The following is a 22,369-nucleotide window of genomic DNA, read 5'->3' on the forward strand; positions in this document are numbered from 1 at the left end:
ATGGATCGGTTGCGTCGACTGGTGTTCTCCTTTTATCGGGAAGATCCAGAGATTGAGGCAGAGCTGGAACCCCTGCGGGACTGTCGTATGTCCCGTAGCTGGGGCACCATCCGCGTGGAGTGTGTTGACGCCGGTCATCTCGAAGAGGTGAGTGCATTGCTCAGTCATCTGCGTCGTCCGCTTGTGGCCATGGGACTCGGGCGTCAGATCGTGCTGCGTGTACCGGGCAGACCTCAGCGCTGCTACCCGATGCATATTCCATTTCACAGCGACATGTTCACTTAGAGTTGGCAATTAACAGGGAAAGGGCATGCTCACGGCAGGTGTTGACCATCAGGATCTCGCCAAGAGAGGAGAAAGCCTGATCCGTCAGTCCAGCAACCGCTACCTGACCACGGTTCGCATTGCGTTTCGTGCCAAGCAGCGTCGTTTTGACGATTTCGATGGGTTGCTCGAAGAATCCAGCGTGAAGCCTGTACAGCGGGCCATCGTTGAGCTCAGTGATGAGCAGGATCAGCCCGATCTCCTTCCGGGATGATTCAGCAGGAGGGTTCTGGCTGGAGGCTGGCCAGGGATCCTCAGCGCTGTCCCTTCAGCGTTTTGATTGGTGGTGATACCTGGGCAGTAGAGCTCACTGAAGATGAGGCCGGCGCGTTGGCCTCTCTGATTTCAGACCTTGTCGACAACCATGCTGCGCTGCAGGGACAGCTGATGGCGGAGGAGGAGATCACGCTCGAGCTTGATCGCAATCCCTGGTGGGGGTGTCTTGAGGGGGATTGCCATGCATGGTCGTTGCGGTTGATTCTCAGCTCTGCCAACTCCGAGAGTCGGGGGGTGGAGGTCTTCTGGCCAGCTCCTGCGGCAGCTGCGGCGGCTGCGACTCTGAGATCCCTGTGGGACATCCCCATTGATCAGCTGAGCTGATCAATGGGGATTCCACTGATTTCCCCGAGGCTTTCCCACCGTCTCTCGGGAGTTTTCCACAGGAGGATCCGAGAAAATGGCGTTGTGGTCTTGGCTTGTGGAAAACACCTGAGAATTTGTTCTTTCGGGTTGACGATGAGCGTTGTTGGTTCGCTGTGTCTCGATCGTGGGAATCGCCGGCTGGGAAAGCACTCTGTTGCTCAAGTCTCATCAAGAGAGCTGCTGAGATTCGTTAAAACGCGATGCCTTGACAGGGTGTCGTTCATGTGGAGAACTGGTGTCATTCGAATGGAATTGGATGCAGGTAATCGACAACGTTGCGACCACTGTTGACAGCCCGGTTGCTGTGTCGACTGAATCAGTTGAGTCCAGTGTTGTGAGTTTTCAGACGGAGCTGCCCCAGCCGCTGCAGCAGGCCATGGTTGGGTTTATTGAGCGTTGTCCCAACTGGGATCAGTACCGCCTTGTCCAGGCTGCAATCGCCGGTTTTTTGATTCAGAACGGTGTCGAGTCCCGCGAGATCACCCGCCTTTATGTGGGAAGCATGTTTCGGCGTGAATCCCTGTCCCAAGGGGTCTGAGTCCGGCAGCTTGCCATCAGGAGCAGGGCTGAGAGCGGAATGCTCAGCAGAAGTCCCAGGCAGGCGCCCATCAGGCCAATCAGGTTGACGCCTAGAAGAAGCCCCAGCAGGGCAAGCACCTTGATGCGGTTGGCTTGAACAATTTTCCGGCTGTGCTCCATCGCCGCTAGTGGTCGATGCCCGTGATGCACCAGCAACGGAAGGGCCAGGATCTGGCTGAGGGCCCAGGCCGCCAGCGCCAGGAGTCCGAAGACCAGAACCGCTGTGGATAGAACTCCGCTGTGGGACGCAATGAGCCTGCTGAGGAGGCGGGTCACATTCAAGCCACCAATGAGTACGACCCCCTCGAGCAGTACGAGCGCTGTGGTTTGGCGCAATAGCCAGCGGAGAGATCGCCTCTCGCCGGGACTCGCCTCCGCTTCGGATCCAGCACCCGTCGGCAGAAGCTGATCGGCCAGTCGCAGCAGCGACACCAGCGGGCCGAGGGATGCAGGGATGGTCAGTAGTAGCAAAGCATTACCCGTCATTTCGAGACCTTTGCTCCCGCTCTCCTGAAGATCCTGAGCCAGGACGCCAAGACCGGTCAGGACGATCAGGGCGAGTGCGGTGAGCCCGACGCATTGCCAAGGGGCTTTCCCGAACCCGATCCAGGCTCTCGGAATGATGGTGGTTAGCGGCAAGCGCTCCAAGCTGGACGCCTGACGAGGATCACTGGAGAGGGCCAAGTCGCTTCAGCAGATCGTGAGCGATGGGCTCGTCGACAGGGAGGATCGACAGCCGATTGCCACGCTTCACCACGGCAAGTTCTTCGGGTTGGTAATCCTGGCGTAGCTCATCGAGGCTTAAAAGGCGTTGAAAACGGCCTATGTAGGCGAGACGGACGCAGTCCCAGCGGGGCTTTTCCCGTGTTGAGGCTGGATCGTGATATTTGGAGGAAGGATCGAACTGGGTGGGATCAATAAGACCCGTTTCGGTGACCTCCATCAGGCCAATGATTCCAGGGGGTTTGCAGTTCGAGTGATAAAAAAAAGCCTGATCACCGATAGCCATCGTGCGCATGAAATTGCGGGCCTGGTAATTGCGAATTCCATCCCAAAGGGTGGAGTGCTCCTGTTGGAGATGGTCAATCCCGTACACATCGGGCTCACTTTTCATCAACCAGTAGGCCACGTTTCTTGAAAGTTTTCAGCAGCCTAGAGATCTTTTACTGCATTGATTAACTGCCGGAAATGATCGCCTCTGGCCTCGAAGTTCGGGTATTGGTCGAAACTCGCACAGGCCGGTGACAGCAGCACGCTGTTGGCCTGGCAGTTCCTGGCAAGGCTCAGAGCCTGCGACACTGCAGAGTTCAGGTCGGCGCAATGAATCATTGGACCTGCGAAGCCAGAGGTCTCGATCAGATCGGCGAGCTCCCCGGCTCCTTCTCCAAACAGCACCACGCCTGCGACCTGGGACTGGATGAGTTTCAACCATGGGACTGCATCGCCCTTCTTCGTCTGACCACCTGCCAGGAGAACCACAGGCGCCTGCACTGATCGCAAACCCACTGCTGCGGCGTCGTAATTCGTGGCCTTGCTGTCGTTGAACACGGGAATGCCGCCAACGGATCCCAGAGGTTCGAGCCTGTGCGGTACTCCAGTGAAGCAGCGCAGTGCCGCCTCGATGGTCGAGGCGGAAACCCCCGCTGCCAGAGCAGCAGCAGTCACCAACAGCATGTTCTGACGGTTGTGCTCGCCGGGGAGGGGCAAGGAATCGGCAGGAAAAAGATGTTGCTCGCCACGGCTGACCCAGCCCTGCGCGTTCACGGTGAGCTGGGGGTTTCCCTCCTCTGGGCTGTGATCTCTGCAGGACACCCAGCGAATGCAGGACTGCGACCAGTGGCCGCAGTGTTGGCGGATGTCAGCGTCATCTGCATTCAAGACGGGGATCTCTGAACGTTCCAGGAGCCCTCGCTTGATGGCCCGGTAAGCCTCGATGGTTCCGTGCCGTTCGAGGTGATCAGGAGTGAGGGTTGTCCAGATTCCGATGCGTGGAGATACCTCCGCAGCAGCTTCGATCTGGTAGCTGCTCATCTCCATCACCACCCAGTCGGGCTTGGGCCTGGTTCCTTGCAGGACTTCGAGGGCCAGTTCGGCTGCTGAATACCCCACGTTGCCGGCCATGGGCGCTTCCAGTCCGGCATGGGCCAGTACGTGCTGGAGAAGATGAGTCACCGTGGTTTTGCCGTTGGTTCCGGTGATGCCAATCCAGGGGATGCCTCGGAGGGCATCCCAGGCCACAGACATCTCACCTCGGACCCGGAAGCCATGGGCACGAAGGGCATGGAGGGTGTGGTGATCCCAGGCAATTCCAGGACTGATCACCACCTCCCCGGCACTGTCGAGCCAGGGGGTGAAGCTGTCGAGCTCCAGAGGGCATCCCAGTTGGATGGTGATGTTCTGTTGGCGCAGGGCATGGGCTTTGTCTCGCAACGCTGGTTCATCACCGCTTTCGAGCACGACGACGTCGTACCCCTGAGCCTGCAGCAGCCGAGCCGCACCTGATCCGGAACGCCCCAGGCCCACGACCACCGACCGTGACATAAGGAAACTCCTCTCCCGCCAAGGGAAATGGGCGATACTGGAATCGAACCAGTGACTCCTACCGTGTCAAGGTAGTGCTCTACCTCTGAGCTAATCGCCCGGATTGTCACCCTTCAGAGAATCTGCGGTGATCGGTTGGATCGAAGTCCACCGGGTGAAAAAGAAGTTAGCAGCTCATCGGCGCATCATTTCGACTCTCCATCGCTCTCGCTTAGTCAGCGTCAGGCTCAGCACCTCCACGCTTCCTCTGTCTTGAAGTTGCAGTTGATCGCCCACCTTGAGGTCTCGACTGGCCTGACGGATCGCCCCCCAATTCAGCCTGAGACGTCCATCCTTGATCTCGCGCGTCACTTTGGAACGGGAGAGTCCGAAGCCCGCTGAGGCGATGGCATCTAGACGGCATGACGCCTCCACACTGCGAAGGAGCCGCGGGGTTCGTCTGGCTGGCCACTGCAGGGCTTCGAGAGGAACCGTTTCCAGCAGAAGCGGCACATCGCGGACCTGTCCGGTCAATCCGTTGAGATGCTCCCCGGCTTCTGGTGTACAGACGGCTTGCGCTCCCCGGTCACCCCGTAGCCAGAGATCACCGATGGCATCAGCGCTCACATCAAGACACATCAGCGCTTGGCGCATGTCATCGGGTTCAGCGCGGTCAAAGAGAAAGTTGCCTTCCAGGCGGAGACCACATAGCGGGGCTGATTCCGAGTTCGTCTCCTGGTCGCTGCGGCTCAGCTGAAGTCGGCAGCGCTCGGCACCTTCCCGTCCTCCATCGCGCACCATCCGTAGCTCCGAGAGGGCTTCGAGCTTTCCTGCATCCTCCAGTTCAGGGCCACTGAGAAATGGACTCCAACTCGGTTGCCAGGTGCGCAGCACCTCTTCAGCCTGATCGAGTAGCCGAGCCATCACTGGTCGATGGTCGGAGCCAGCGAGGAGCGCATCTCTTGGAAGCGTCATAACTCGCTGAGTCGCACGACCTGCTGCGGGCGGACCTTCTGGACGAGAGTCCAGGGAAGCTCAACGCCTGGCCTGGTCTCGAGCAGGAGTAGCCACGAATTCTCTTTGTGACGGTTGCGCAGAATCCGCACCCCGTCCTCATTGTCAGATGGAACGCTTGCCGCAGCGGCATAGCTGCCCATCAGACCGGATCCAAGACCAAGCAGTCCGCCAATTACCACTTCTCCAATCGTTCCGAAGCGGGCAAAGGTGTCCAGCGTTGTGATCTGGGTAAACGTTGCTCCTGCCAGGAAACCAAAGGGCATCAGCCAGCGCGACATGGAACGCTGACGCCGGTTTCTGGCCAGGCTCGGATTCAAAAGGTCGACGTCGTCGATGCGCTCAGCTGTGAGGCCTCCGGACGAGGTGGGTTCAGCGTCAGGGGCCACCAGGGCCACCCGCAGCAGATGGGTGCCTGCATCCCGCAATGATGTCACCAGGCTTTCAGCGGCGTCACGTTCATTGAGCACCAGGACACAGACGGGCATGGACGGACTCGGTGCGCCGACTCATTCTCCATGGTTCGAGACCGAATCAGGAGTCTGCGACGCAGGGTGATCTGCAAGGCCCCATGGGGCAATCGGATCAATCTCTAGAGTGGATAGCGGCTTTTTCACGCCGCTGGATGACCAAAGTTCTCGTTTCAGACCCCATTGATCAGGCGGGGATCGACATCCTCGGGCAGGTGGCTCAGGTGGATCAGCGAACGGGCCTGTCGGCCGAGGAGCTGAAGGCCGTGATCGGTGAATACGACGCCCTGATGATCCGCTCTGGCACACAGGTGACTGCGGATGTGATCGCTGCTGCTGATCGCCTGCGCATTATCGGCCGGGCTGGCGTGGGTGTTGACAACGTGGATGTTCCCGCTGCGACCCAGCGCGGCGTGCTTGTTGTTAACTCACCCGAAGGCAACACAATCGCGGCGGCTGAGCATGCCCTCGCGCTGCTTCTGTCACTGTCGCGCCATGTGCCCCAGGCCCATGGCTCCATGCGCTCCGGTGCCTGGGACCGCAAGAAGTACGTGGGAAATGAGCTCTACAAGAAGGTCCTCGGCGTTGTCGGTCTTGGAAAGATTGGCTCCCATGTGGCTCGGGTCGCCAAGGCGATGGGAATGGAGGTAATCGCCTTCGATCCCTTCATTTCTGCCGATCGCGCCCAGCAGATGCAGGTGCGACTCACCACGCTCGAGGATCTGTTCCGTCAGGCCGACTACATCACGCTGCATATCCCCCGCACGCCGGATACCGAAAACCTCGTCAATGCTGAGCTGCTCCGCTCGATGAAGTCCACGTCCCGCATCGTGAACTGCGCCAGAGGCGGAATTGTGGATGAGGCGGCTTTGGCCGAAGCGATCGAGAACGGAGTCATCGCCGGAGCAGGACTGGATGTGTATGCCTCAGAACCTCTGGCAGAGGATTCTCCGTTGAGGACCGTGGAACGCGGATTGGTCCTGACTCCTCACCTCGGCGCTTCCACTGAGGAAGCGCAGGAAAATGTGGCGACGGATGTGGCAGAGCAGATTCGTGATGTGCTGCTCGGTCTTCCGGCGCGCAGCGCTGTGAATATCCCTGGGCTGAGCGCGGAGATCATGGAGCGGCTCAAGCCCCATCTCCAGCTCGCTGAGACGCTTGGACTGCTAGTGAGTCAGCTCAGTGGCGGGCAGGTTCAAGAGCTTGAGGTGAGGCTTCAGGGTGAATTTGCGCTCCATCCCTCACAGCCTCTGGTGGTGGCAGCGCTGAAGGGTCTGCTGACCAGTGCTCTCGGCGATCGCATCAACTACGTGAATGCCTCTCTGGAGGCCAAAGGGCGCGGCATTCACGTGCTGGAGGTCAAGGATGACGCCAGCCGCGATTTTGCCGGTGGTTCGCTCCAGCTGTCCACCCGAGGCGGTCAGGGAGGGCACAGCGTGACCGGGGCTGTGTTCGCGGATGGTGAGCTGCGGGTGACCAACATCGATGAGTTCCCTGTGAACGTGCCCCCAAGCCGTCACATGTTGTTTACCCGCCACCGAGATATGCCTGGGATCATCGGGCACCTGGGTTCATTGCTGGGTGAGCACAACGTGAACATTGCGTCCATGCAAGTGGGGCGTCGGATCGTGCGCGGTGATGCGGTGATGGTTCTGAGCATCGACGATCCAATTCCGCCCGCCTTGCTGGCCACGATCCACGGCATCAATGGGATCCAGGAAGCTCACCCCGTCACGCTGTGATGTGGTGGCGCCTGTCTCTGCCCCTGCAACCAGAGCTGGAGGAATCTCTCCTCTGGAAGCTCACGGCTATGGGACTGCACCGGGTGGCGGTTCAGCATGCCCCTGAGGCTCCTGATCAACGCACGCTTCTGGCCTGGCTTCCTGCCCACGAATGGACTGAAGATCAGCGTCTTCAACTGATCGGAAGTCTCTCTCCGATGGCTGAAACGTTCGGCCTTCAGCTCGCTGTTCCGCAATGGGACGAGCTGGCTGATGAAGACTGGAGCCGCAGCTGGAAGCAGCACTGGCAGCCGGATCCTGTGGGGAACGAGCTCCTCATCCTTCCGGCCTGGCTCAGCGTTCCCGAGGAGCATGCTCAGCGTCTCGTGTTGAAGATGGATCCAGGGAGTGCCTTCGGTACTGGAAGCCACCCAACAACACGCTTGTGCTTGGAAGCTCTTGAAGCCGCTCCTCCACGGGGGCTGCGGGTGGCTGATCTCGGCTGCGGCAGCGGTGTGCTCGGTCTTGCCGCCCTCGGCTTGGGAGCCCATGAGGTGATCGCAGTCGACACCGACTCTCTGGCCGTACGCGCCACCTCCGATAACGCTGCTCTCAACGGTCTTGCTTCCGAAGCTCTGAGCGTCCGTCAGGGGTCTCTGGAAACTTTGGAGACTCTGCTTGATGGCAGGCCTGCTGATCTTCTGCTCTGCAACATCCTGGCGCCGGTGATCGAGGCCTTGGCGCCAGGCTTTCAATCCATCCTCAGCGCAAAGGGGCGTGGACTCCTCAGTGGTCTTCTTGTGGAGCAGGCTCCGCGCCTGACAGATGTGCTCGAGGTGCTGGGCTGGTCTGTGCAGGCCCTGGGCAGCCAGGGTCGCTGGGGACTCCTGGAGATTCGCCGGCAAGCCTCATAAGCAGGGCTTATGCAAGCACCGGCTTTGATTGGCCTTGCTCCCAATGCTCGGTTGAAGTGTGTGGGTGGAGGCCTGTCCGATGTAGAAGGGTGCGGTCCTGCGAGTCCGATTGATTCGGGTCTCTGCACACTTCATCCATCCATGGCTTCTTACAAGGTCACTCTGGTCAGCGAGAGCGAAGGTCTCAACAAGACCATCGAAGTACCCGACGATCAGTACATCCTCGATGCCGCTGAAGAGCAGGGCATCGACCTGCCCTACTCCTGCCGCGCCGGCGCCTGCTCCACCTGTGCTGGCAAAATCACCGCTGGCACCGTTGATCAGTCGGATCAGAGCTTCCTGGACGACGACCAGATCGAAGCTGGTTTCGTTCTGACCTGCGTGGCATACCCCACTTCTGATTGCACCATCAAGACCCACGCAGAAGAAGAGCTCTATTGAGCATCTCCGCAATCATCAGCTCTCTCTAACCAGAGAGTCATTCGCCACCCCCCAGGGGTGGCTTTTTGTTGGCAGGGTGGTGCGTGTCTGGCCGATCGAAGGATGTCCTCCGCTACCTCTGCTACTCCCTTGCGACCTGAAGTTGATGGGCTCCTCGCCCACGGCACTGTGCACACCAGTCCTGGCGGCCAGTACAGCTTCAGGGTGATCGGACCTTGCTGCCGTCTGTTCGATCGCAATGAGCTTCCCTGGCCCTGCTGTCGTCTCGTGTGGCGCAGCAAGGAGCCGAGTTGGCGTCGGGTGGGCCGTCGTTTTGTTCCCGACCTTGCCTCCCGTCGTTGTCCCTCCTATGCGGTTGAGCTGCTCCAGCCCGGTTCCAGACCCACCGTCACCGTGCTGACGCTCTTTTCCATGCGTTTCACGGCGAGCCTTCAGGAATGGTGGTACAGCCGCCATCCCCGCTCCTTCGACGCCTCCAATCAGTGCCCGTTATCAAACCCGGCTGAACCGAGGCACTAAAAAAGCCCGCCTTTGGCGGGCTTGGTGTGTTGATCAGAAGTAAATCTTGCCGCCGCCCCACTCTGCTCCGAGCACTTTCGGAGCCACAAGGATGTAGGCCGACATCAACCTGAGATCCTCATCCGTGAGGTCGCGCATAGCGGGATAGAGATCGCGGCTGCGCATGCTGGGATGTAGGTCGGCAATGCTGTATTCACCGTCGTAAGAGGTCGGATCCTGGAGGTAGTCAATCAGGGCTGCCACATTGTCCCGGGCTGGTGTGGCCAAGGCGAGGGTCTCGGGGTCGAGGCCAACATTGTGGTTGGTCTTGGTGATACCACCGGCATGACAGGTTCCGCAGCTGGTGTTGAACACCTTGCGCCCGGCTTTGACCTGTTGCTCAGTGAAGGTGACTGTGCTGCCCTCGGAGTCTGCAGGAACCGTCAAGGTCTCTGCGTCCCACGAAGCGGCCTGGGCAGGGGTGCCGATCACCAGGACGGCGAAGGCCGACAGCACGATCAGCAGTCGGCTCAGGGAGCGACGCAAGTTGAGGAGAAAAGAGGCCATGAAGAATGCCGGAGACTGGTGAAGACAGCGCACAACGCTCTTGTATCACGGGGTGGGATCCTCTCGTGGGCAATCCCGCTCAGGCGATCACGAACTGTTGCAGCTCCAGGGCTCCATTAACGGGGTTACGTCGATCGACAGGAAGTCTTTGGCAAGAACCGTGGCTGGGAAAATCGCCTGGGCTTCGGCAAGAAGATCGTTAGCAGTGACAGCATTCCCAGGGGCATAACGGGGGCTGAGGTGGGTGAGCACCAACTGGCTGACACCCGCCTCAGCTGCCGTTTGCGCCGCCATGGTGCTGGTGGAGTGCTGGCGTTGAAAAGCCATCTCCGCCTCGGCATGGGAAAACGTTGATTCATGAATCAGGAGATCCGCCCCTCGTGCCAGCTCCACGGCGGCTTCGCAGAACACGGTGTCGGTGCAATAGACCACGCTTGCTCCGCGACGTTGGGGGCCGCACAGGTCGCGACCGTCAATGCTGCGGCCATCGTCGAGAGTGACAGTTTCGCCGCGCTTCAGAGCGGCATAAACAGGCCCTGGCGAAATGTTCAGATCGCGGGCCCTGGCTACGTCAAACCGGCCTGCACGGGGCTTCTGATCCACCCGGTAGGCATAGGCGGGGACCCGGTGATGCAGTGGTGTGGCGCGTACCTGCAGGTCGTCGTCTTCGAAGACGATCCGTCCGGCTTCTGCAGCTCCGCGCACTGGATGCACGGCCAGCGGGTAGCCGATGCGCGTGGAACTGGTTCGCAGCACGCCCTGCAGGTAGGCATCCAGGGGGTCCGGTCCGTAAAGATCAACCCCTGAGCTGCTGCCGCTTAGCCCCAGGCTGGCCAGCAGTCCCGGCAGCCCGAACACGTGATCGCCGTGCATGTGGGTAATGAACACCCTGCGCAGCTGCGAAAGACGTAGGTCGCTGCGTAGGAACTGATGCTGGGTGCCTTCACCACAGTCAAACAACCACAGCTCCGACCGTTGGGGCAGTCGCAGCGCCACTGCAGACACATTGCGGGCGCGGGTCGGAACTCCGGAACTGGTGCCGAGAAAGGTGACCTGCACGGCGGAGCGGGCTCAATGGCCAATCTGCCACGGAGGCCTGGCCCACCCTCGGCGGGAGGGGCACACTGGGCGCCCATCTGTTTCTGGAGTGCTGACGTTCGTCTCCATTCTTCGGCCAGGGCTCAGAGCCGCATGGCTGGCTCCCCTTGCCGTGGTCGCCCTTGTCAGCGAGCCGCGGGCAGCGGTGACCGCTCAGGAGCCGATGATGCGGGTTCTTGTGGCAGAGGGACAGTCCCTTCATCTCAGGGCCGACGATGCGGTGCCGCTCCTGGTGCGTGGACTCGGCGGTCGGGAACGCTCCCTGCAGAGGTTGTCGGTCAGCCTCCGTGGAGGTTCACTTGTCCTGGATGGCCTAGGTCAGGCCCCATCCGTCCGCGTGTCCACGGAAGATCCGCGGGGGTTCTGGCTTGGCAAGCGGCGCTATCGCGGTGATGTGGTGCTTCTGCCCCGGGGCGGTCGCGTGATGGCCATCAACCGGCTGGGCATCGAAACTTATTTGCCCAGTGTGGTGGGCAGTGAGATGCCAACCGGTTGGCCGCTCGCTGCACTGCAGGCCCAGGCGGTTGCCGCACGTACCTACGCCCTGCGGCAGCGGGGTAAAAAGGGCGACTTCGATGTGAAAGCCACCGTTGCCAGCCAGGTGTACAAAGGCATCGAATCGGAGACGCCACGCACCCTGGAAGCCGTGAAGACCACCCGATCCCTAGTTCTTGTGCATGGGGGGCGTCTGATCAATGCGGTGTTCCACAGCAGCTCGGGGGGCGCCACCGAGCCCAGCGGCGAAGTGTGGCGTCAACAACTCCCTTATCTGGTGAGCGTTCGGGATCACGACAACCACAGTCCTGTTCACCGTTGGAACAAGCGGTTCGACGTCAGCGATCTTCAACGGCTCTTCAAAGAGACCGGTGGCGTGGAGGGTGTACGTGTTCTCAGCACAAGCTCCACCGGACGGGTGCGTTCGGCTCGAATTAAGGGGCCGCGTGGGTCGTTGGTGCTGTCAGGGCGTGAGCTGCGTCGGCGGCTCGGCCTCAAAAGCACGATGGTGCGCTTCGACATGGTTCGCGATGCCGACATGCAGCGTTTTCCGGAGATTCCGTCGGATTCCGAGCCGTCCCGCGAGCCGCCAGCTCTGATCGGCCTCTGGAGCGATTCGGCCACCGGCTCCATTGAACCTGCGGATCCGGGGCTGGCGCCACTGCCACCGCCACCGCCACCTCTGCAGACGCCTCGCAGCAGCCTCGACCGACCGAGCAGCCTTGTTCGTTCAGGCAGCCTGGTGCTTGAAGCGCGGGGACAGGGGTATGGGCACGGCGTGGGCATGAGCCAGTGGGGTGCCCACGGGCTGGCAGAGCAAGGGGCTGATTTCCGCCAGATCCTTCTTCACTACTACCGAGGGGTGCAAATTCGTCCCTACCGGCCTGGCGATGATCCATCGCTGGCATTCAGCCCTAGATCGGAGCCAGCCTGGTGGGGTTGATCCCCGCCCCATCTGTGCCGCAGCTTCCCCCATCCATTTCGGTTCAGCGCCGCCAGGATCCCGCTGCGCTAATGGCGGTTGTGGTGGATGCTCTGGACGCTTTCCTGCAAACGTGTGTTCAGCAGCAACAGTTCTGCCCCCTGGGACTGGCCACCGGCCGCACGATGGAGCCCCTCTATGCGGCGCTCTGTGAGCGGCTCAGGGCATGGCCCGCGCCGCATCTGCAGTGGCTGCGGGACCATTGGTGCAGTTTCAATCTCGATGAATACGTCGGTCTGCAGGCCGGAGATCCGCGGAGTTTCACGGCTTACATGCAGACCCACCTGGCGGGGCCCCTGGATCTGCCGACCGATCGGGTCAGGATTCCTGACGGTATGGCCTGCGATCCAAGCTCGGAGGCCCGTCGCTACAGCATGGCGCTGCGCCAGGCCGGCGGGATCGGGCTTCAGCTTCTCGGCCTTGGCAGCAATGGCCATGTGGGTTTCAACGAGCCGCCCTCAGGATTCGACAGCCCGTGCCGCGTTGTGACTTTGCAGGCAGCGACCAGGATTCAGAACGCTGAGGCCTTCGGCGGTGATTCCGAGGCCGTGCCAAAGCAGGCGATCACGCTCGGGCTGCAGGAGATTCTCAGTGCCAAGGTGATTCATCTGATCGTGACGGGCAGCGCTAAGGCGGAAATTCTGCGGACGGCCCTGTTGGAGCCCAGTACTGGCCAGGTTCCCGCCAGCTGGCTTCAGCAGCACCCACAGGTGCACCTGTGGGTTGATGATGCCGCCCATTCCCGTCTTTCGGCACCTTGACCCGCTGGCAGTTCTCGATTGACCGCGGCGGCACCTTCACCGATGTGGTGGCACGCCGGCCTGACGGAGGGCTGATCGTCCGCAAGGTGCTCTCGGTGCAGCCTGGTAAGGAGGGTGATCCGGCGGTGGATGCGATCCAGTCGCTCATGGAGATGGACAGCCTTGATTTCACATCAGGCATCGAGGAGCTGCGACTGGGAACCACCGTGGCTACCAATGCCCTGCTTGAGGGCAAGGGGGAGCCAGTGCTTTTGCTCGCGAACAAGGGCCTGGCCGACCTGCTGCGCATCGGTGATCAGCACAGACGGGATCTCTTCGCTTTGGAGATTCCTCTGTCTCCCTCCCTGATCGCGGAGGTTGAGGAGGTGTCTGGACGTTTGGATGCGGCGGGGACCGAGCTGGAGCCGCTGGTGATCGATGCTGCTCTCATCAGCCGGTTGCGGGCCCATCGTCTGGCGGGTCTGCGCAGTTGTGCCATCGCCTTGATGCATGCCTGGCGGACGCCTGCCCATGAACAGGCTCTGGCGGAGGTCGTGCTCGCCGCTGGCTTTGAGACGGTGATCTGTTCCCACCAGGTGAGCCCTCTGCCCCGCCTGGTTCCCAGGGGGCAAACCACCCTGGTGGAAGCTGCTGTGCGGCCGGTTTTGGTGACCTATCTCAACCAGGTACAGGCTGCGCTGCAGGGACACCCCCGGCTGCGGGTGATGACCTCCAGTGGAGGCCTGCAGGCTCCAACGTCTCTGCTGGCCAAAGACACCATCCTGTCTGGGCCGGCGGGCGGCATGGTCGGTGCTGTGGCCGCGGCCCAACAGGCCGGTGTGGGGCATCTCCCCCTGGTTGGCGTGGATATGGGAGGCACGAGCACCGATGTGTTCTGCCTGCCGGCGGGGGCGGCCGATCGCGACTGGGACCGCAGCCCCGAAACGGAGATCGCCGGTTTGCTGCTCACGGCATCCCGATTGCCGATTCATACGGTGGCTGCTGGGGGAGGCTCGATCATCCACGACGATGGCGGCCGGGTGCTGGTGGGGCCCCGCTCGGCAGGAGCGGATCCAGGCCCTGCTTGTTATGGCAGGGGTGGCCCCCTCACCATCACCGATGCTCATCTGCTGCTGGGCCGGCTACAGGCTCAGGCCTTCCCGGCGGTGTTCGGGCCGAACCGTGATGCCCATCCGAACCTGGAGATCGCGCGGAAGAAGTTCGCTGTTCTGGCTGAATCGCTGCAGCGAACACCGGAGGTTTTGGCGGAGGGGGCCCTCGACCTCGCGATTGAGGCCATGGCGGCAGCCATCCGTCAGGTGTCTCTGTTCCGCGGTCATGACATCCGCGGGGGCGTCCTGGTTGCCTACGGCGGTGCGGCCGGCCAGTTGGCCTGCCGCGTGGCAATAGCCCTTGGGCTGCGCCAGGTGTTGCTGCACCCCCTGGCCGGGGTGCTCTCGGCCTATGGGATTGGTCAGGCCCGTCCGCGTCAGCTGCGTCAGGCAGCGGTTCGCGAGCCCCTCGATGGCTCCTGCTTGACTCGGTTGTCAGCGCTTGTCGCAGAACAGCTGGCCTTGGCTCACGCTGCCCTGGAGCAGGTGTGCGGTCGTTCCGTGGCGGTGGGGGAGCAGCGGATCCACCTAGAACTGCGGGATGTGGCCGCGGAGCAGGGACTGCTCATCGCTCATGAGCCTCCTCCGCAACAGCCCTCCCTGGAGGATCTGTTGACAGCCTTTGCCCAGGCGCATCAGCAGCGCTTCGGCTATGCCCCATCCCCAGACACTCGGTTGGTGGTTGAGCGGGTCGAAGTGGAGGTGCTGGCTGCGGCGGAGCTCCCGGCGGAGGGCCGGGAAGCTTGTTCTGAGCATGCCGGCCACCTCGCCAGCGTTCCTGATTCGGCCATGGTGCATTGGCCGCAGAGCGGATGGTGTGCCGTTCCGGTAGTGCAACGGCTGCAACTTCCAGTGGATCGATGCCTGGAGGGTCCGGCATTGATTCTTGATCCCACGGCTGGAACCGTTTTGGAACCTGGCTGGTCAGCTCGAAGATTGCAGAACGGCAGTCTGTTGCTGGAGATGAACGGGGCGGTGCCAGTGGCTGCGACGATGCCTGTCGGTGCGCGTCGCGAGCCTTCCTTCGATCAGGGGGCCGATCCTGTGGATCTGAGCCTGTTCCATCACCGTTTCATGCAGATCGCGGAACGGATGGGAGAGCGGCTCCGTCAAACCAGCCGCTCGGTGAACATCCGCGAACGGCTTGATTTTTCCTGCGCCCTGTTCGATGGGGAGGGTGCCCTGGTGGCCAATGCCCCGCATATTCCTGTGCACCTCGGCTCAATGGGCGATGCGGTGGCGGATCTGCTGCTGCAGGTGCGCCGAGGCGAACGCCCTGCTCTGCTCGCGGGCGACACGATCATCAGCAATGACCCCTTCCACGGGGGCACCCATCTGCCTGATATCACCGCCATCACACCGGTGTATTCCGATCGGCAGGACGCGCCGTTCGCCTTTGTGGCCTGCCGCGGGCATCACGCTGATGTGGGAGGTCTCACCCCAGGTTCGATGCCACCGTTCAGCCGGCGGATTAGCGAGGAGGGCCTGCTGGTGCGCAATTGGTGGTTGGTGAGGCAGGGTGTTCCTGATGAAAGAGGTTGGGGCGAGCTGTTGCGCCATCAGCCCATTCCCCCGAGGGCTCCAGACCTGCTCTGGGCTGATCTGCAGGCTCAGGTGGCGGCGAACCACCTCGGAGTGCAGCTGCTCAAAACACTTCTTCAGACTGAAGGGCGGGCTCGTGTGGATCTCTATTTCCAGCATGTTCAGGACCATGCAGCCAGTACCGTTCGCCGCTTGATCGATCGTTTGCAAGACCGGAACTGCGAGGTGCAGCTTGATAACGGGGCCTGGTTGCGTCTGGCTTTGCGGGTGCAACGGCACCGATGCCAAGCGGTGTTGGATTTCAGCGGCAGCTCTCTGCAAGGCGATCACAACTTTCATGCTCCGCTGGCGGTGACCAAAGCCGCAGTGGTTTATGTGCTGCGCTGTCTGGTGGAGGAGCCGATCCCCCTCAATGCCGGTTGTTTTCAGCCCCTGACGTTGGTGGTGCCGGAGGGGTGTCTGCTCAATCCCCAGTCGCCTGCTGCTGTGGTGGCGGGGAATGTGGAAACCTCCCAGGCGCTTTGCAACCTCCTATTCGCCTCCGTGGGCGCCATGGCGGCGGCTCAGGGCACCATGAACAACCTCACCTTTGGCGATGGGCGTCGGCAGTACTACGAAACGATCGCAGGGGGCGGTGGTGCGGGCCCGGGTTTCCCTGGATCCTGTGGAGTGCAGACCCACATGACCAACTCAAGGCTCACGGATCCTGAAATTCTTGAACAACGGTTTCCCGTGAGGCTGGAACGGTTTGGATTCCGCCCCGGCAGTGGCGGTGCCGGCCGTTGGCCAGGGGGTGATGGTCTAGTGCGGGAATTCAGATTCCTGGAACCGATGACAGCGGCGCTGTTGTCGGGTTCACGGTTGATAGCACCGTTTGGGCTCGAGGGTGGAGGAGATGGTGCAGCTGGTTGTGCGGTTCTCACGCGCGCGGATGGTTCATGCGAACAGCTTCAGGGGTGTGCCCAGCTTGAGGTGAGACCGGAGGATCGTCTGCTGATCGAAACGCCTGGAGGCGGAGGTTGGGGAGCGCCTGATGAGCAGGCTCATCACTGATTGTTTTTCTGTCAAAAACAGCATCCAATCGTTCACAGTGTTGATCAAAAGCCTGCCCTCATCTTCACTGGTGTGAGGTCGAATGCATTTGAATCTGAGGTGATTGTCTCGAGCGCCTGTCGCTTTAGGTAGATCGCTGCCCAGGTCTTTTAAGCCTTTGTGATTTGGTTTGTTTCCCGAGTGATTTTCGCTCTTGTTTTGAGCTTAGTCGCCAAATCCATTCGATTTCTTTTGGGCTTTTTTGCTTTTTTTCTTTTTTACAGTGGCTGGAGTCGATTCCGGCGTCTCATCCTTGAAGATCAATCCATCGATCCATGTTGTGATGATATAAACAACGATGAGTACAGGAATGATGACTCCCCATTCATTGGGGAAGTCGTAAGGGATTTGTCTGACTCCGTAGATCGCTAGGTATCCAGTGATCAGAGTCAAGATGAATCGTCTGATGGTTGTTGTATTCAACTCGCTTTGGCCCTTGGAGACATTTCAGTCTCTCATCGGGCTGCCGGTCAGGTCACTCTGAAGTTTGCTGTGTCAGTCGATCTCCATGGAATCGTCGATTTCCAGATTGGCGCTGACACTGGATACATCATCCAGTTCTTCCAGTGCCTCCAGCAGCTTGAGGCACTGCCGGATGGTGTCTGCATCCTGTGGGCTTACCTGCGTGAGGGGATGCCATGCGTGGGTCCATTCCTGAACCTGCCAGCCCTGCTGTCTGAGTCCGCTTTGCAAGGATTCAAGGACTTCGAAGGGACCGTGAACCAGGGCCTGGTTGTCGTCGCTGAGCTCGTAGCCATCGGCCTCGAGGCTTAACAGGTTTTCCAGAAGAGCCTCCTCGCTTCCAGAATCTGCCTGGATCCTCACCTCACTGCGATGCTGAAACAGATAGCTGACGCATCCGTTTTCGCCGAGATTTCCGCCGTGTTTGCTGAAGGCGAGGCGTAGTTCAGCTGCTGTGCGATTGCGGTTGTCGCTGAGGGCTTCCACCAGCACGGCAACACCGCCGGGGCCATATCCCTCGTAGCGGATGGATTCCAACTTGATGGCCTCTCCGCCTTGCCCGGATCCCTTGGCGATGGCCCGTTCGATGTTGCCGGCCGGGACGCCAGCGGCCCGTGCCTTGGCAATGGCTGTTCTGAGTTGGAAGTTGCCATCGGGGTCAGCACCCTGTCTGGCCGCAACGGTGATCTCGCGACCGATCCGAGTGAAGACTGCGCCTCGCTTGGCGTCCACCACCGCTTTGGTGCGTTTGATCTGGGACCATTTGCTGTGGCCAGCCATCGGATGCGTTGGCGTCCATCTCTGGCACAGCACCGTACCGACTCGCCTTCTTCTCAGCCTCTGGCTTCGAACACCACTTTCGGTCGCAACCCACCGGTCTCATCCGGTAACCCCACGCCGAGCATGCGCCCGTCGTCGCTGAGCACCACGACCGCATCGCTTTCGCTGTCGGCACCAGGCATGATCCTGCGACCACAGCTCCAGTCCTCCTGCTCACCGGCTGAGAGTCGGCGCTGAGGCAGGTGCTGAAGGGCGGCCTCCGGGGGAAGTAGGGAGAGGGCCTCTGGATCTTCAGGAGCCGCTCCAGGGCCTGGCCGCTCCGGTAGGGGAACCGCCTGGGACTCTTGAAAACCCAGTGCCTGGGTGCGGCGTAGGTTGGCTAGGCAGCCGCCGCAGCCCAGGTTCATCCCCAGGTCCCTTGCCAGTGAACGGATGTAAGTCCCTGCTGAACAGTGCACTTCAACGCTCAGCTGGGCCTGTTCCGGGGCCCAGTTGAGGAGGTTCAGATTGTGAATCGTGATGGCACGTTCCGGCAGATCCATGTGTTCCCCACGCCGTGCTCTGGTATGAGCGCGTTCTCCATCAACGTGAACAGCTGACACCTGGGGTGGGCGCTGTTGGATTGGACCTCGAAACAAGGCCAGTGCCATCTCCAGCTGGTCGATGCTCAGATCCGGACAGGTCTGGCGACTCATCACCTCTCCTTCAAGGTCATCGGTGCTTGTGGTGATGCCCAGTTGGATCACCCCCCGGTAGGTCTTCTCTCCCGGGAGATAGGGCAGCAATCGTGTGGCCTGACCCACGGCGATCGGCAGCACCCCGGTTACGGCAGGATCCAAGGTGCCGCCATGGCCAACTCGCCGAATGTTGAGCAGGCGCCGGATCCGGGCGACGCAGGCGTGAGAGGTGAGGCCAGGCGGCTTGTCGATTACGGCGAAGCCAATGGGCGCAGTCAACAAGCGGGCAGAGACAGTGCAAGCACCTGACTGTGGCACCCGGCTTGCACGTAAGTTTGCCGACATCAGTACGCAGGTCATGCAGCCAGTGATTGCTTCAGAGGCCGTCGATCTCCAGGCGTTTCTGGCCAGCGGCTTTTCGGTGAAGGACCACCTTGCTGCCTACCTTTCGCTTTCAACCGATGAGGTGGAACTCCGGCTTCCTCAGAGCAAGGAAGATCTGGCTGCCATGCATCCAGGCGCCTTCGATCCCAAGCATGCGGAGATGTTCTATGAGGACACGGTGGGGACAGGTCACCTGTTAGAGCTGGCGGCTTGGCATCTCAGCAGCGCTGACTACATCGCCGACACTCTGCGGCTGCAGCAGCAGTTCGCCACTGGAGATGTGCTGGATTTCGGTGGAGGCATCGGCACCCATGCGCTTGCTGCCGCTGGGTTGAGTGACGTGCGGCATGTGTGGTTCGTGGACCTCAACCCCCAAAACCGGGCGTTTGTTGCGCAACGCGCTGCAGCGCTTGGCCTTTCGGATCGGCTGTCGGTGCATCGCGACCTCGACAGCCTTCCAGGCCAGACTTTCGACACGGTCGTTTGCCTGGATGTCCTTGAGCATCTGCCCGACCCAGCCGCTCAGTTGATGGAGTTTCATCGCCGGCTTAAGGCCGGAGGTCGCGCTGTTTTGAACTGGTATTTCTTCAAGGGGCACGATGGTGAATATCCCTTCCACTTCGATGATCCAGGCTTGGTGGACAGCTTCTTCCGCTGTCTGCAGGCCAATTTCCTGGAGGTGTTTCACCCTCTGCTGATTACAACGAGGGTCTACCGTCCGCTGGACATCTGAGGAGGCCGGTGGCGCAGCCGAGGGGGCAAGGGCGTTGGCTCATCAAGCTGATTGTTCTGAAGAAAGTTGTTCTCGCTTGTGCTTCTGATGATCAGCCTTGATGCGTTGTTTGGGATCAACAACTATGCCGAACTCTCGGACTTTGCCCAATCCTGGGCACAGGCGGATCGGGAGCTCCTTTCCGGCATGGCGGAACAAGGAACCCTTCTTGGGCCGACCCGCCTGATACGGCTGGCGGTTGCTTCGGCGGTGTATTCGGGACTGATCCTGATGGCTGCTTGGGCCACATGGGCAGGCCGGCATTGGGGGAGTGGCTGTTGGTGGTGGTCCTCGCGCTAGCGCTGCCCCTGGAAGTTGTTCATCTTCTCCATAAACCAAGCCCCAGAACGGCAATCGTCCTGGGGCTTACGGTTCTTGGGATGGTCATAACCCTGAAACAGGGCTTGCACTTATCCCAACATCATTAAAGAAACAGCGCGTTCAACCGACTGCGGTGGCCACGTTGATCCGTTTGCGATTGCGAAGGCCGCGGCGAATGGTTTCGAACTTCACCACCCCATCAGTCAACGCAAAGAGGGTGTCGTCCTTGCCTTGGCCGACATTCACACCTGGAAGAACGGAGGTGCCGCGCTGACGGATCAAAATCGAACCTGCCGTAACGGTTTCTCCGCCGTAGGCCTTTACGCCAAGACGCTTGGAGTTGGAATCGCGTCCGTTACGGGTTGAGCCTGTGCCTTTCTTATGTGCCATGGGGTGGGAAGGGAAATGGGGGTGGGGCGAAGGGTGGTTCTGATCAGCTGATGGCCTTGCCGCCAACGGAAATGGACTGAACCATCACCCGGGTGAGCTCCTGCCTGTGACCATTCTTACGACGTGTTTTCTTCTTGGGGCGCATTTTGTAGACGATCACCTTGGGCCCGCGGCGATGGGCCATCACCTTGAGTTCAACGCTGGCATCTTTCACAAAGGGCTTGCCAAGAGTTGTGCCCTTGGCGTCCTTCACTAAAAGCACGTTGTCGAGTGTGATCGTGGCATCGACCTCAGCCTGAAGTCGGTCAAGGTCGTAGTAACGATTGGGTTGAAGCCAAAATTGCTGGCCCGAGGCCTCGGCAATGGCATAGACCCCGGTGTCGGGAGCTTCGGATCGACTGGTACTGGTTTCGGCCATGAACGAAAAGACGCGGTCAGGCTCGGAGAACCGATTTGGCCTGAGCCGCAATCGAAAGACAAACAAAGATCTTCGGACTTTGCAGCCCCTTTCGTCAAGATTCAGCTCATGACCTCGCGCGGTGAATGGCCCGTCCGGCACTCACGATCGCTTTGCTGCTCACGACTCAGGAGCTGGTGGATGCCTGCAGGCAGTGGCTGCCTGTGAATCGATACAAACCCGTGGATCTGCAGCAGACCGCTTCGGGTCAGGCACTCCTGGAGGTTCTGTCGCACCAGCGTGAAGCAGTGGATGCTGTGGTCATCGAACAATCCCTTCTCGATGAGAGCACCCGCGAAGGCCTACGTCGTGAAGGGCTGCTCTTCCCGGCTGTGGTGGTTGGGGAACTCATGGGCCGGGTTGATTACCACCCGGAGGAGGTGCATCTTCCAGTGGATCAGCTTGAGCAACTGGGTTACAACGTGGATGCCGCCATCTCGCGCTTTCTGCGTCAGGGACAGAAGGAAGCAAGACCTGAGGACGGGTCGGATGCAAACACACAGCCCTCCGGAGAGAGCAGTGCATGGAAGCTCTCGAGCCGTCTTCAGGAGCGTCTGGGCTACCTGGGTGTTTTTTACAAGCGGGACCCCTCCCGTTTTCTCGCCAATCTCCCTCCTGAGGAGCAGCGCGAGCTGGTGCAGTCGCTGCAGCGCACTTACCGCGACCTTTTGATCAGTTACTTCCGGGACCCCGCCGCTGCCAACCAGGCTCTGGAGAGTTTCGTGAATACGGCCTTCTTTGGCGACCTTCCAATCACCCGCACTGTGGAGATCCACATGAATCTGATTGACGAGTTCTGGAAGCAACTCAGACTTGAAGGGCACAAGAACGATTTTCTCCAGGACTATCGACTCGCTTTGCTCGACGTCATGGCCCATCTCTGTGAGATGTATCGACGCTCAATCCCCCCCGAGGTTGCTTTGGCGACATCAGCGGAGTACCGCCAAGCTCTGATGGATTCGCAGGTTTCCCCATGAGCCCACGCAAGACCTACATCCTCAAGCTGTATGTGGCCGGCAATACGCCTAACTCGATGCGAGCTCTGAAAACCCTTCGCAACATTCTTGAAACCGAATTCAAGGGTGTCTACGCCTTGAAGGTGATTGATGTGCTGAAGAATCCTCAGTTGGCGGAAGAAGACAAGATTTTGGCAACCCCGACCCTCTCCAAAATCCTGCCGCCCCCTGTGCGCCGCATCATCGGTGATCTGTCCGACCGGGAGAGGGTGCTGATAGGTCTGGATCTTCTGTATGACGAACTTTCCGACAACAGCCTGACGTCGACGTTGATGGATGCGTTGGAAGACGCAGACACAACAGATTCAGATTCTTAAGCCCGACCGTGTGCCTGACCGCCCGCTTCGTTTTTCTATTTA

General features: G+C 60.4%; 26 protein-coding genes, 1 tRNA gene and 1 pseudogene. 15 read left to right on the top strand and 13 right to left on the bottom strand.

Translation table 11 applies throughout. The annotated features are described in order from the left end of the window. The 4 genes from ACLM45_RS12375 to ACLM45_RS12390 all read left to right on the top strand — a co-directional run bounded on the left by ACLM45_RS12375 (nt 1) and on the right by ACLM45_RS12390 (nt 1,504). Nucleotides 1–285 carry a hypothetical protein gene (locus tag ACLM45_RS12375; RefSeq protein WP_006043333.1) on the top strand — a complete coding sequence of 95 codons (285 nt, stop codon included), beginning with the start codon at nt 1–3 and terminating at the stop codon, nt 283–285. 25 nt (nt 286–310) lie between these two features. Continuing rightward, nucleotides 311–538 carry a DNA-directed RNA polymerase subunit omega gene (locus tag ACLM45_RS12380; RefSeq protein WP_006043334.1) on the top strand — a complete coding sequence of 76 codons (228 nt, stop codon included), beginning with the start codon at nt 311–313 and terminating at the stop codon, nt 536–538. Beyond that, the gene (locus ACLM45_RS12385) at nt 535–924 is read left to right on the top strand and encodes a DUF1818 family protein (RefSeq protein ID WP_006043335.1); all 390 of its coding nucleotides are present in this window, start codon (nt 535–537) and stop codon (nt 922–924) included. The genes ACLM45_RS12380 and ACLM45_RS12385 overlap by 4 nt, the downstream gene beginning before the upstream one ends. 298 nt (nt 925–1,222) lie before the next feature. Then, on the top strand, nt 1,223–1,504 hold the full coding sequence (locus tag ACLM45_RS12390; protein WP_415411432.1) for a DUF2811 domain-containing protein: 282 nt from the start codon (nt 1,223–1,225) through the stop codon (nt 1,502–1,504). On the opposite strand, the gene ACLM45_RS12395 is transcribed toward ACLM45_RS12390, so the two are convergent. From ACLM45_RS12395 to ACLM45_RS12420, 6 genes are all read right to left on the bottom strand, one after another. Further along, a complete protein-coding gene (locus ACLM45_RS12395; RefSeq protein WP_006043338.1) occupies nt 1,456–2,229 on the bottom strand; it encodes a hypothetical protein in 774 nt (257 codons plus the stop codon). The genes ACLM45_RS12390 and ACLM45_RS12395 overlap by 49 nt on opposite strands. Further along, the gene (locus ACLM45_RS12400) at nt 2,213–2,659 is read right to left on the bottom strand and encodes an EVE domain-containing protein (protein WP_415409557.1); all 447 of its coding nucleotides are present in this window, start codon (nt 2,657–2,659) and stop codon (nt 2,213–2,215) included. The genes ACLM45_RS12395 and ACLM45_RS12400 overlap by 17 nt, the downstream gene beginning before the upstream one ends. Nucleotides 2,660–2,697: 38 nt before the next feature. Next, nucleotides 2,698–4,086 carry a UDP-N-acetylmuramoyl-L-alanine--D-glutamate ligase gene (murD, locus tag ACLM45_RS12405; protein ID WP_415409558.1) on the bottom strand — a complete coding sequence of 463 codons (1,389 nt, stop codon included), beginning with the start codon at nt 4,084–4,086 and terminating at the stop codon, nt 2,698–2,700. A gap of 28 nt (nt 4,087–4,114) precedes the next feature. Continuing rightward, nucleotides 4,115–4,186 (bottom strand) — tRNA-Val (locus ACLM45_RS12410). A gap of 74 nt (nt 4,187–4,260) precedes the next feature. Beyond that, on the bottom strand, nt 4,261–5,040 hold the full coding sequence (locus ACLM45_RS12415; protein WP_415409559.1) for a photosystem II S4 domain protein: 780 nt from the start codon (nt 5,038–5,040) through the stop codon (nt 4,261–4,263). Then, nucleotides 5,037–5,567: a hypothetical protein gene (locus ACLM45_RS12420; RefSeq protein WP_415409560.1), complete on the bottom strand. Its 531-nt coding sequence runs from the start codon at nt 5,565–5,567 to the stop codon at nt 5,037–5,039. The genes ACLM45_RS12415 and ACLM45_RS12420 overlap by 4 nt, the downstream gene beginning before the upstream one ends. Nucleotides 5,568–5,704: 137 nt before the next feature. On the opposite strand from ACLM45_RS12420, the gene serA reads away from it, so the two are divergent. From serA to ACLM45_RS12440, 4 genes are all read left to right on the top strand, one after another. Then, entirely contained in the window at nt 5,705–7,291 is a 1,587-nt protein-coding gene (serA, locus tag ACLM45_RS12425) for a phosphoglycerate dehydrogenase (RefSeq protein ID WP_006043343.1), read from the top strand. Beyond that, nucleotides 7,291–8,184, top strand: a complete 894-nt coding sequence (gene prmA, locus ACLM45_RS12430) for a 50S ribosomal protein L11 methyltransferase (RefSeq protein ID WP_415409561.1) — start codon at nt 7,291–7,293, stop codon at nt 8,182–8,184. Before serA ends, prmA begins: the two co-directional genes overlap by 1 nt. 141 nt (nt 8,185–8,325) lie before the next feature. After that, nucleotides 8,326–8,625 carry a ferredoxin gene (locus ACLM45_RS12435; RefSeq protein ID WP_006043345.1) on the top strand — a complete coding sequence of 100 codons (300 nt, stop codon included), beginning with the start codon at nt 8,326–8,328 and terminating at the stop codon, nt 8,623–8,625. Nucleotides 8,626–8,727: 102 nt separating this feature from the next. Continuing rightward, nucleotides 8,728–9,144 carry a hypothetical protein gene (locus tag ACLM45_RS12440; protein ID WP_415409562.1) on the top strand — a complete coding sequence of 139 codons (417 nt, stop codon included), beginning with the start codon at nt 8,728–8,730 and terminating at the stop codon, nt 9,142–9,144. A 33-nt stretch (nt 9,145–9,177) separates the two neighbouring features. Here the strand turns inward: ACLM45_RS12440 and psbV are convergent, their stop codons facing one another. Continuing rightward, a complete protein-coding gene (gene psbV / locus ACLM45_RS12445; RefSeq protein ID WP_006043347.1) occupies nt 9,178–9,690 on the bottom strand; it encodes a photosystem II cytochrome c-550 in 513 nt (170 codons plus the stop codon). A gap of 87 nt (nt 9,691–9,777) precedes the next feature. Further along, nucleotides 9,778–10,749 carry a ribonuclease Z gene (rnz, locus tag ACLM45_RS12450; protein WP_415409563.1) on the bottom strand — a complete coding sequence of 324 codons (972 nt, stop codon included), beginning with the start codon at nt 10,747–10,749 and terminating at the stop codon, nt 9,778–9,780. Between the two features lie 88 nt (nt 10,750–10,837). Between rnz and ACLM45_RS12455 the strand changes: the two genes are divergently transcribed. The 3 genes from ACLM45_RS12455 to ACLM45_RS12465 are packed head-to-tail and all read left to right on the top strand — an operon-like array spanning nt 10,838 to nt 16,712. Continuing rightward, nucleotides 10,838–12,226: a SpoIID/LytB domain-containing protein gene (locus tag ACLM45_RS12455; protein ID WP_415409564.1), complete on the top strand. Its 1,389-nt coding sequence runs from the start codon at nt 10,838–10,840 to the stop codon at nt 12,224–12,226. Beyond that, nucleotides 12,217–13,026 carry a glucosamine-6-phosphate deaminase gene (locus ACLM45_RS12460; RefSeq protein ID WP_415409565.1) on the top strand — a complete coding sequence of 270 codons (810 nt, stop codon included), beginning with the start codon at nt 12,217–12,219 and terminating at the stop codon, nt 13,024–13,026. The genes ACLM45_RS12455 and ACLM45_RS12460 overlap by 10 nt, the downstream gene beginning before the upstream one ends. Further along, nucleotides 13,023–16,712: a hydantoinase B/oxoprolinase family protein gene (locus ACLM45_RS12465; protein ID WP_415409566.1), complete on the top strand. Its 3,690-nt coding sequence runs from the start codon at nt 13,023–13,025 to the stop codon at nt 16,710–16,712. Before ACLM45_RS12460 ends, ACLM45_RS12465 begins: the two co-directional genes overlap by 4 nt. A gap of 204 nt (nt 16,713–16,916) precedes the next feature. On the opposite strand, the gene ACLM45_RS12470 is transcribed toward ACLM45_RS12465, so the two are convergent. The 3 genes from ACLM45_RS12470 to truB all read right to left on the bottom strand — a co-directional run bounded on the left by ACLM45_RS12470 (nt 16,917) and on the right by truB (nt 18,949). Then, a complete protein-coding gene (locus ACLM45_RS12470; protein WP_415409568.1) occupies nt 16,917–17,144 on the bottom strand; it encodes a hypothetical protein in 228 nt (75 codons plus the stop codon). A 102-nt stretch (nt 17,145–17,246) separates the two neighbouring features. Next, nucleotides 17,247–17,993, bottom strand: a complete 747-nt coding sequence (locus tag ACLM45_RS12475; RefSeq protein ID WP_006043353.1) for a YebC/PmpR family DNA-binding transcriptional regulator — start codon at nt 17,991–17,993, stop codon at nt 17,247–17,249. 53 nt (nt 17,994–18,046) lie between these two features. Next, nucleotides 18,047–18,949 carry a tRNA pseudouridine(55) synthase TruB gene (gene truB / locus ACLM45_RS12480; protein ID WP_415409569.1) on the bottom strand — a complete coding sequence of 301 codons (903 nt, stop codon included), beginning with the start codon at nt 18,947–18,949 and terminating at the stop codon, nt 18,047–18,049. Between the two features lie 79 nt (nt 18,950–19,028). Between truB and ACLM45_RS12485 the strand changes: the two genes are divergently transcribed. Both ACLM45_RS12485 and ACLM45_RS12490 read left to right on the top strand, forming a co-directional pair. Next, on the top strand, nt 19,029–19,787 hold the full coding sequence (locus ACLM45_RS12485; protein WP_006043356.1) for a class I SAM-dependent methyltransferase: 759 nt from the start codon (nt 19,029–19,031) through the stop codon (nt 19,785–19,787). Nucleotides 19,788–19,874: 87 nt separating this feature from the next. Then, nucleotides 19,875–20,254 (top strand): annotated as a pseudogene (locus ACLM45_RS12490) (DUF2127 domain-containing protein). A gap of 13 nt (nt 20,255–20,267) precedes the next feature. Here the strand turns inward: ACLM45_RS12490 and rpmA are convergent. Beyond that, nucleotides 20,268–20,537, bottom strand: coding sequence for a 50S ribosomal protein L27 (rpmA, locus tag ACLM45_RS12495; protein ID WP_006043358.1), 270 nt, complete (start codon nt 20,535–20,537; stop codon nt 20,268–20,270). Nucleotides 20,538–20,580: 43 nt separating this feature from the next. Then, on the bottom strand, nt 20,581–20,955 hold the full coding sequence (gene rplU, locus ACLM45_RS12500) for a 50S ribosomal protein L21 (RefSeq protein ID WP_415409570.1): 375 nt from the start codon (nt 20,953–20,955) through the stop codon (nt 20,581–20,583). A gap of 125 nt (nt 20,956–21,080) precedes the next feature. Between rplU and ACLM45_RS12505 the strand changes: the two genes are divergently transcribed. Together ACLM45_RS12505 and kaiB are read left to right on the top strand one after the other, a co-directional pair. Next, on the top strand, nt 21,081–21,971 hold the full coding sequence (locus ACLM45_RS12505) for a circadian clock protein KaiA (protein ID WP_006043360.1): 891 nt from the start codon (nt 21,081–21,083) through the stop codon (nt 21,969–21,971). After that, nucleotides 21,968–22,327, top strand: coding sequence for a circadian clock protein KaiB (gene kaiB / locus ACLM45_RS12510; RefSeq protein WP_006043361.1), 360 nt, complete (start codon nt 21,968–21,970; stop codon nt 22,325–22,327). The genes ACLM45_RS12505 and kaiB overlap by 4 nt, the downstream gene beginning before the upstream one ends. The last annotated feature ends 42 nt before the right edge of the window (nt 22,328–22,369 follow it).

The sequence above is a fragment of the Synechococcus sp. A10-1-5-9 genome (assembly GCF_047716785.1).
Classification (GTDB): Bacteria; Cyanobacteriota; Cyanobacteriia; order PCC-6307; family Cyanobiaceae; genus Synechococcus_C.

Bases quoted from the DNA above. Each gene is read 5' to 3' on its own strand.
- ACLM45_RS12375 (WP_006043333.1), top strand. From the start codon at position 1: ATGGATCGGTTGCGTCGACTGGTGTTCTCCTTTTATCGGGAAGATCCA.
- ACLM45_RS12380 (WP_006043334.1), top strand. From the start codon at position 311: ATGCTCACGGCAGGTGTTGACCATCAGGATCTCGCCAAGAGAGGAGAA.
- ACLM45_RS12385 (WP_006043335.1), top strand. From the start codon at position 535: ATGATTCAGCAGGAGGGTTCTGGCTGGAGGCTGGCCAGGGATCCTCAG.
- ACLM45_RS12390 (WP_415411432.1), top strand. From the start codon at position 1,223: ATGCAGGTAATCGACAACGTTGCGACCACTGTTGACAGCCCGGTTGCT.
- ACLM45_RS12400 (WP_415409557.1), bottom strand. From the start codon at position 2,659: ATGAAAAGTGAGCCCGATGTGTACGGGATTGACCATCTCCAACAGGAG.
- murD (WP_415409558.1), bottom strand. From the start codon at position 4,086: ATGTCACGGTCGGTGGTCGTGGGCCTGGGGCGTTCCGGATCAGGTGCG.
- ACLM45_RS12415 (WP_415409559.1), bottom strand. From the start codon at position 5,040: ATGACGCTTCCAAGAGATGCGCTCCTCGCTGGCTCCGACCATCGACCA.
- ACLM45_RS12420 (WP_415409560.1), bottom strand. From the start codon at position 5,567: ATGCCCGTCTGTGTCCTGGTGCTCAATGAACGTGACGCCGCTGAAAGC.
- serA (WP_006043343.1), top strand. From the start codon at position 5,705: ATGACCAAAGTTCTCGTTTCAGACCCCATTGATCAGGCGGGGATCGAC.
- prmA (WP_415409561.1), top strand. From the start codon at position 7,291: ATGTGGTGGCGCCTGTCTCTGCCCCTGCAACCAGAGCTGGAGGAATCT.
- ACLM45_RS12435 (WP_006043345.1), top strand. From the start codon at position 8,326: ATGGCTTCTTACAAGGTCACTCTGGTCAGCGAGAGCGAAGGTCTCAAC.
- ACLM45_RS12440 (WP_415409562.1), top strand. From the start codon at position 8,728: ATGTCCTCCGCTACCTCTGCTACTCCCTTGCGACCTGAAGTTGATGGG.
- psbV (WP_006043347.1), bottom strand. From the start codon at position 9,690: ATGGCCTCTTTTCTCCTCAACTTGCGTCGCTCCCTGAGCCGACTGCTG.
- ACLM45_RS12475 (WP_006043353.1), bottom strand. From the start codon at position 17,993: ATGGCTGGCCACAGCAAATGGTCCCAGATCAAACGCACCAAAGCGGTG.
- ACLM45_RS12485 (WP_006043356.1), top strand. From the start codon at position 19,029: ATGCAGCCAGTGATTGCTTCAGAGGCCGTCGATCTCCAGGCGTTTCTG.
- rpmA (WP_006043358.1), bottom strand. From the start codon at position 20,537: ATGGCACATAAGAAAGGCACAGGCTCAACCCGTAACGGACGCGATTCC.
- rplU (WP_415409570.1), bottom strand. From the start codon at position 20,955: ATGGCCGAAACCAGTACCAGTCGATCCGAAGCTCCCGACACCGGGGTC.
- ACLM45_RS12505 (WP_006043360.1), top strand. From the start codon at position 21,081: ATGGCCCGTCCGGCACTCACGATCGCTTTGCTGCTCACGACTCAGGAG.
- kaiB (WP_006043361.1), top strand. From the start codon at position 21,968: ATGAGCCCACGCAAGACCTACATCCTCAAGCTGTATGTGGCCGGCAAT.